Annotated in this window: 5 protein-coding genes and 1 pseudogene; all 6 read left to right on the top strand. The window is 36.5% G+C overall.

Annotated elements, in window-relative coordinates; all coding sequences use genetic code 11:
• A pseudogene (locus B3J44_RS12570) lies at positions 1–522 on the top strand (TonB-dependent receptor); the annotation flags it as partial.
• 28 nt (positions 523–550) lie between these two features.
• Complete coding sequence (locus tag B3J44_RS12565) at positions 551–2,113, top strand: RagB/SusD family nutrient uptake outer membrane protein (RefSeq protein WP_286968720.1); 1,563 nt, start codon at positions 551–553, stop codon at positions 2,111–2,113.
• A gap of 185 nt (positions 2,114–2,298) precedes the next feature.
• Positions 2,299–3,306 carry an arabinan endo-1,5-alpha-L-arabinosidase gene (locus B3J44_RS12560; RefSeq protein WP_198854976.1) on the top strand — a complete coding sequence of 336 codons (1,008 nt, stop codon included), beginning with the start codon at positions 2,299–2,301 and terminating at the stop codon, positions 3,304–3,306.
• 55 nt (positions 3,307–3,361) lie between these two features.
• Positions 3,362–4,900 (top strand): alpha-N-arabinofuranosidase, encoded by a 1,539-nt coding sequence (locus B3J44_RS12555; RefSeq protein WP_198854975.1) that lies wholly within the window; start codon positions 3,362–3,364, stop codon positions 4,898–4,900.
• 11 nt (positions 4,901–4,911) lie between these two features.
• Positions 4,912–6,534, top strand: coding sequence for an arabinan endo-1,5-alpha-L-arabinosidase (locus B3J44_RS12550; RefSeq protein ID WP_286968719.1), 1,623 nt, complete (start codon positions 4,912–4,914; stop codon positions 6,532–6,534).
• A 194-nt stretch (positions 6,535–6,728) separates the two neighbouring features.
• Positions 6,729–7,099, top strand: a 371-nt coding sequence (locus B3J44_RS12545) for a family 43 glycosylhydrolase (RefSeq protein WP_286968718.1), incomplete at its 3' end; no start/stop codon positions are given.

The raw sequence follows: 7,099 nt of genomic DNA, 5'->3' as shown, positions 1-7,099 counted from the left end.
ATAACAGATGCAGATAGAACTTTTCAAGGGGTAACAATTCCTAAATATGGTTTCGGACTTAATTTTAGTGCAAGTTATTCAAACTTTGATTTCTCAATGTTTTGGCAAGGAGCAGGTGGTAATAAAGTATTTAATGCTATGTACCGAAATTTAATGATCGGACAATATACAAACCATCATACAGACGAATTAAATTACTGGACACCAACTAATACCAATACAAATATTCCTGCTCCAGTTATTGGAGATCCAAACGGAAATAGCAGAGATTCAAACAGATTTATTGAAAGTGGTGATTATGTGAAACTGCAAACAATGGAAATCGGGTATAATATTCCAATCAAAGATAAATTTATTGAAAAAGCTAAGGTTTACCTAAATGGTCAAAACCTGTTGATTATTTCGAAATACAAAGGATATGATCCAGACTTTAATAGCGACGGATTGCTTTCAAGAGGATATGATGCAGGATCTTTTCCAAATCCAAGAACAATTTCTTTAGGAGTAGAAGTGAGCTTCTAATCAGGTCTAACCATTAAAACGTATTAAAATGAAATCTAAAATTTTTAGCTATATAACCGTTTTCCTTTCACTAGCTATGGTAACCACAAGCTGTGTTGATAACGAAGATTTGACTCAATTAGATCCAAATAATGATGCAGTCGATAATTTTTGGAAAACAGATGAAGACGCATTACAAGGTGTAAATGCTGCTTACGGAAGTTTATTAACAGATGGTACTTACATGAGAAGTACACCATTATTGTTAGATGTAAAAGGAGATGATTCACGTACAAATAGCCCTTGGCCATCAATGTATAACGTTGGACATTTCAATTCAAATGTTGCAGATGCAGCTATTTATGGATGGGCTTATGAAACCTATTACCAAGGTATTTACCGTGCGAATCAAGTATTGACAAACGTACCAGGAATTGATTTTGAAGACGAAGCTTTAAAAAATAGAATTATAGGACAAGCTTATTTCTTAAGAGGATTGTTCTTTTTTCATGCCGTAAACATGTTTAAAAATGTACCTCTTCCAACAGAATTGGCGGTTTATTATCCTCAAAAAACACAAGAAGAAGGTTGGGCACAAGTTATATCAGACTTTAAAGCTGCAGCAGAATTGCTTCCAAACTCTTATAATGGTATATCAGGACTAGATGCAGGACAAAAAGGACGTGCTACAAAAGGTGCTGCTTTAGGATATTTAGGAAAAGCGTATTTGTTTACTAAAGATTTTTCTAATGCAAAAACTACTTTTAAGCAAGTAATAGATTTAGGAGTTTATTCTTTAGTAAGTAACTATCGAGATAATTTTACAACTGTAAACGAAAACAATTCAGAATCTCTTTTTGAAGTTCAATTTAGCAGAGATGCAGGAGGAGTTGATTTAGGATGGGGAGGAGCTCCTCAGTCTGGATGGGGAAAAACGACTGCAAGAGCAATTACATATGCACCACGTGTTTTCGGATTTACAGATGTGCAACCAACTTGGGCATTATTTAATGAATTTAAGGAAGAAAAAACAAAAACAGGAGAAGATGATCCTCGTTTGGATGCCACAATTTTCTATAACAAACCAGGCGGAATGCAATTGTATGGAAAAGATTTTGCCACATTTTATGCTTCAAGTCCAGCCGATTTAAACGATATATTCTGTAGAAAATATCAAAACTCTGACGGACAATTTGCTGATGAAAATGATTGGCGTTCAGGAATTAATGAACGTTTATTAAGATATGCAGATATTCTTTTAATGTATGCAGAATGCTTAAATGAAACAGGAGATACACCAGGAGCTTATAGATACATTCAAATGGTGAGAGATAGAGTAAATCTTCCTGATCTGGAAACTGCAAAACCAGGAATGTCTCAAGCACAGATGAGAGAACAAATTGGCCACGAAAGATTCTTAGAATTTCCTCTTGAAGGACACCGTTTTGACGATATTCGTCGTTGGGGATGGCTTCAGGATCCAACTAAATTAGCTTGGTTAAAATCGAGAGATGCTGAGTTTAATTCGTATACAGCAGGAAGAGAATATTTCCCAATTCCACAATTAGAAATGGATAACAATCCGGGAACAATCCAAAACGATAGTTATTAAGTTTTACAGTCTCAGTTCTCGGTCATAGTCTCACTGTATACTCTAACTGAAAACTGAGACTAAAAATATTTTGAGTTAGTTAAATACCTAATATCATGTGAAGGTGTGGATTCTTCACATGATATTATGCCTTAGAATTTGGAATACAAGAAAATTAATTTTTAACAGTAACTAAAATTAGAACAATGAAAACAATTACAAGTTTGGTTTTATTAGCGATATTATTTGGGAGTTGTCAAAATGAAGAGATTGTCCCAACACAAGAAGGAACAACAGCAGTTGTAAATGCTCAGGATTCACAGGTTACCAATTCAACAGCAAAGACAGTCAGCGGAAATGTGCCATCGCACGATCCAAGTACGATTGTAAAAAGCGGTGTTAATTATTATGTTTTTACTACAGGAGATAATATTCCAATGACTTATTCAACAAATTTAACCAGCTGGACATGGGGAACATCAGTGTTTTCATCAACTCCAAGTTGGATTACAGGATATGTTCCAGGATTCGTTAAAACGTTCTGGGCACCAGATGTTGCTTGGTTTAATAACAGATGGAATATGTATTATTCATGCTCAACATTTGGTTCGGCGACATCAGCAATCGGATTGGTTACAACGCCAGCTATTTCGCAGAGCGCAGGAACAACATGGACAGATAGAGGTGTAGTCGTTTCTTCGTCATCAGCATCAGACGTGAATGCAATAGATCCTTCTATTTTGGTTGATGGAAGCAATGTCTATATGGCTTACGGTTCGTGGCATGCAGGCATTGGAGTTATCCAAATTAATCCTTCAACAGGAAAAACAACTGGAAGCAGAACGATTGTCGCTGGAGGAAACAGCGCATCTTGGGAAGCTCCTTGTTTAATTAAAGAAGGAAGCTATTATTATATGTTTGTAAACCGAGGTACTTGCTGTAATGGTGTAAACAGCACTTATTATATTGTAGTAGGACGTTCTACAAGTCCGTTTGGACCTTTTGTTGATAAAAATGGAGTGGCATTAACCAATGGCGGAGGTACAACCGTTTTAGCTACGCAAGGAAATTATATTGGGCCAGGACATTTGTCTAGAATCACAGGAACGCAGAAAGGATCTGTTCATTATTATGACGGAGCTGACAGCGGAAACCCAAAACTCGAAATCGTATATTTTACTTGGTCATCTGGATGGCCAACACTTTCTTATTAAAAAAACTAAAATTCAGAGGAAAGTCTTCGGGCTTTCCTCTACAATAAAAAACATTATGAAAAAAGCACTTTTAATCTCATTTCTTATTTCGTTTTGTAGTCAGCTGAATTTCGCGCAGACGACAATTACCATTAAAAATTCTGCTGATGCACCTACAATTGACAAAAATATCTACGGTCATTTTGCAGAACATTTAGGCCGTTGTATTTACGGAGGATTTTTTGTGGGAGACACTTCAAAAATTCCAAATACAAACGGAGTAAGAAATGATATTATTAAGGCTTTAAAAGATTTAAAAATTCCAAACTTAAGATGGCCGGGAGGCTGTTTTGCGGATACATATCATTGGAAAGACGGAATTGGACCACAAGAGCAAAGACCAACTATTGTAAACAAATGGTGGGGCGGAGTAACCGAAGATAATAGTTTCGGAACACACGATTTCTTGAATATGTGCGAACTTTTAGGAGCAGAACCGTATTTATCTGGAAACGTAGGAAGCGGAACTGTTCAAGAATTGGCAGATTGGGTTCAGTACACAAACTTCAGCGGTAAAAGTCCAATGAGTGATTTACGTGCTAAAAACGGAAGAAAAGAACCTTGGAAAGTAAAATACTGGGGAATTGGAAATGAAGCTTGGGGATGTGGCGGAAATATGACTGCAGAATACTATGCAGGAGAATACAGAAAATATGCAACTTTCATGTCTGACTGGGAAAATACGGGAGGAATTACAAGAATTGCTTCAGGATCAAACAGTGCAGATTACAATTGGACAGAAGTTTTAATGAAAGGAATTCCGCTAAATATGTTAGGCGGAGTTGGAGTTCACCATTATGCTGTAATTGATTGGGGTAAAAAAGGAGATGACAGAAATTTTACTGAAGAAGGTTATTTCAAAACGATGCAGTCAGCTCTAAAAATGGAAGAATTGGTTACGAAACATTCTGCTATTATGGACAAATACGATCCTGAGAAAAAAGTAGCCATGATTGTTGACGAATGGGGAGGCTGGTATGAAGTTGAAAAAGGAACAAATCCAGGGTTTTTATATCAGCAAAATACTATGCGTGATGCGGTTTTAGCTGGTGCAACTCTTAACATTTTCAACAACCATTCAGACCGTGTTCGTATGGCAAACTTAGCACAATGTGTTAACGTTTTACAAGCCGTAATTCTTACTGATAAAGCTAAAATGATTGTAACGCCAACATACCATGTAATGAAAATGTACAGCGTGCACCAAGATGCAAAATTATTGCCAGTAAGTTTCGAATCGCCATCATACACTTTTAATGGAGAAAAACTTCCAGCAGTTTCAGCATCAGCATCAAAAGATAAAAGCGGAGCGGTTCACATTTCACTAGTTAACGTAGACGCAAAAAACAAAAACAAAATCGAAATTGATGTAAAAGATTTAGGTGTGAAAAACTTCACAGGAACGGTTATAACATCGGCTAAATTACAAGATTACAATTCATTCGAAAATCCAAATAAAATTGTTCCGACAGCTTTTAAAGGTTTCGAAAACAAAAAAGGAAAACTTGAAATCACTATTCCTCCTTTCTCAGTAGTTGTTTTAGAAGGAAAATAAAATAGAGGCAAATGAAAAAAGAAAACTTCATTTTAAAAACCATTTCGTTCGTCGGATTTTTTGTTGCAACGATTTTAATTACAAGTTGTTCCAAAGACGATCCAGCGGTAAAAACACCAGATCCAGATCCTGTGGTGACGCCTCCTGTGGTGACACCAACGTTTAACGGACCAACTTATGCTGACAATTATACTGCTTTTGCAAGTTGGGCAAATAGATCACAATGGAATCTGGCAAATGTACACGATCCATCAGTGGAGAAATCAGGAGAATATTATTATATGTATCAAACAGATGCTTCTTACGGAAATGCACATGATGGCAAAGGACATTTTTTCTACAGAAGATCCAAAGATTTAATCAGTTGGGAATTTATGGGGCCTTCAATGCTTCAGGCTCCAGCTTGGGTAAAAGATTCTTTAAATAACAAAAGAGCGAGAATGAGTCCGGCACTTCCTCCAATAGAAAATCCAAATTACGGATTTTGGGCGCCATGTGTTCGAAAAGTAGGGAATGTTTTCAGAATGTATTATAGCATTGTAGTAACAAATCCAATTACAGGAACAGATACCAATACTTCTTGGTCAGAACGTGCTTTTATTGGTTTGGCTGAAACAACAGATTTAGCTTCTAATAATTGGGTCGATAAAGGAATGGTAGTCTGCTCAGAACCGGACGGTGTAAAAAGTTATGTTAGAAACGGAGGAAACGATTGGGATGCTTATTTTAAATTCAACGCCATAGATCCGAGTTTTATTGAAACTCCAGAAGGCGAACAATATCTAATTTACGGTTCTTGGCATTCTGGAATTGCAGCTTTAAAATTAAATCCGACAACAGGAAAACCAGATAAATTAAAAACAATCGACGATTACGGAGTTAGAATTGCAGGTCGCGGAAATGTAAATACAAACCGTTGGCAGGCGCTCGAAGGGCCAGAAATTATCTATAATCCAGAGACTCAATATTATTATTTGTTCTTAGCTTATGACGAATTATCGGTTGCGTATAATACACGTGTGGCACGTTCCAAAAATATTCTTGGGCCTTATGTGACCAATACAGGAATGAGTATAACAAACGGAGCAGAATGTTATCCTTTGATAACACATCCATATCAATTTAAAAATCATACGGGCTGGGTTGGATTTTCGCATTGCGCTGTTTTTCAAAACCCAGACACTAAACAATGGTTTTATGCTTCACAAGCACGTTTGCCAGAAGGAGTTGCCGGAATTGCCGTTTCAAATGCAGTAATGATGGGACACGTGCACGGAATTCAATGGACAGAAGATGGCTGGCCTGTAATAGAACCAGAACGTTACGCAGGAGTGCCAACAACCACTTTTGCAGAAGGGAATCTAGTCGGAACTTGGGAACAGATTACGCTAAATTACCAATACAAAACCATGCAGAAAGCAGTGACGATTTTTTTAACGGCCGATAAAAAAGTAAGCGGTGATATAACGGGAACTTGGTCTTATGATCCTGCAAAAAAAATAGCAACCATAAACGGAGTGAAATGCAATGTAGTTGACGCTTGGGATTGGGAATCGGCAACCAGAAAAGTGACTTTAACCTATACCGGAATCAATAGTGCAGGAATATCTGTTTGGGGTAAAAAAATAAATTAAAATAGAGCCACAGATTTCGCAGATTAAAAAAGATTAAAAAAATCTGTGTAAAGCAAAATAGCCACAAATTTCACGAATTTCCACAAATTTTAATTCGTGAAAATAGGTGCAATTAGTGGCAAAAAAAACAGACTTAGATTTTAAAAATAAATCCATGTAATCTGTGAAATCTGTGGCAAAAAAATAAAGTAACAATGAAAAACCTATTTACAAGCCTGTCCATTTTGTTTTTATCGATTGTAGGAACTGCACAATCGGTAAAATTCAATAATCCTATTATTACAGATAAATATACTGGAGATCCTGCAGCATTGGTTTACAAAGACAAAGTGTATTTGTATGCAGGCCATGATGAAGCACCAAATGATTTTAATTTTTATAAAATGAATGAATGGTTGGTGTATTCTTCTTCTGATATGAAAAAATGGGAATCGCATCCAGTTCCGTTGAAAGTGACTGATTTTAAATGGGCAAAAAGCGATGCATGGGCTTCTCAGGTAATAGAAAGAAACGGAAAATTTTATTGGTATGTCACAGTTGAGCATGGTACTGTTCCAGGAAAATC

The sequence above is a fragment of the Flavobacterium sp. UBA4854 genome (genome assembly GCF_002399805.1).
In the GTDB taxonomy this organism is placed as follows: Bacteria; Bacteroidota; Bacteroidia; order Flavobacteriales; family Flavobacteriaceae; genus Flavobacterium; species Flavobacterium ginsengisoli.
The sequence above is the reverse complement of the archived record's forward strand: the minus strand, read 5'-3'. Positions and strand labels throughout refer to the sequence as shown.

Excerpts from the sequence above, each read along its gene's own strand:
- B3J44_RS12565 (WP_286968720.1), top strand. The coding sequence starts at position 551 with ATGAAATCTAAAATTTTTAGCTATATAACCGTTTTCCTTTCACTAGCT.
- B3J44_RS12560 (WP_198854976.1), top strand. The coding sequence starts at position 2,299 with ATGAAAACAATTACAAGTTTGGTTTTATTAGCGATATTATTTGGGAGT.
- B3J44_RS12555 (WP_198854975.1), top strand. The coding sequence starts at position 3,362 with ATGAAAAAAGCACTTTTAATCTCATTTCTTATTTCGTTTTGTAGTCAG.
- B3J44_RS12550 (WP_286968719.1), top strand. The coding sequence starts at position 4,912 with ATGAAAAAAGAAAACTTCATTTTAAAAACCATTTCGTTCGTCGGATTT.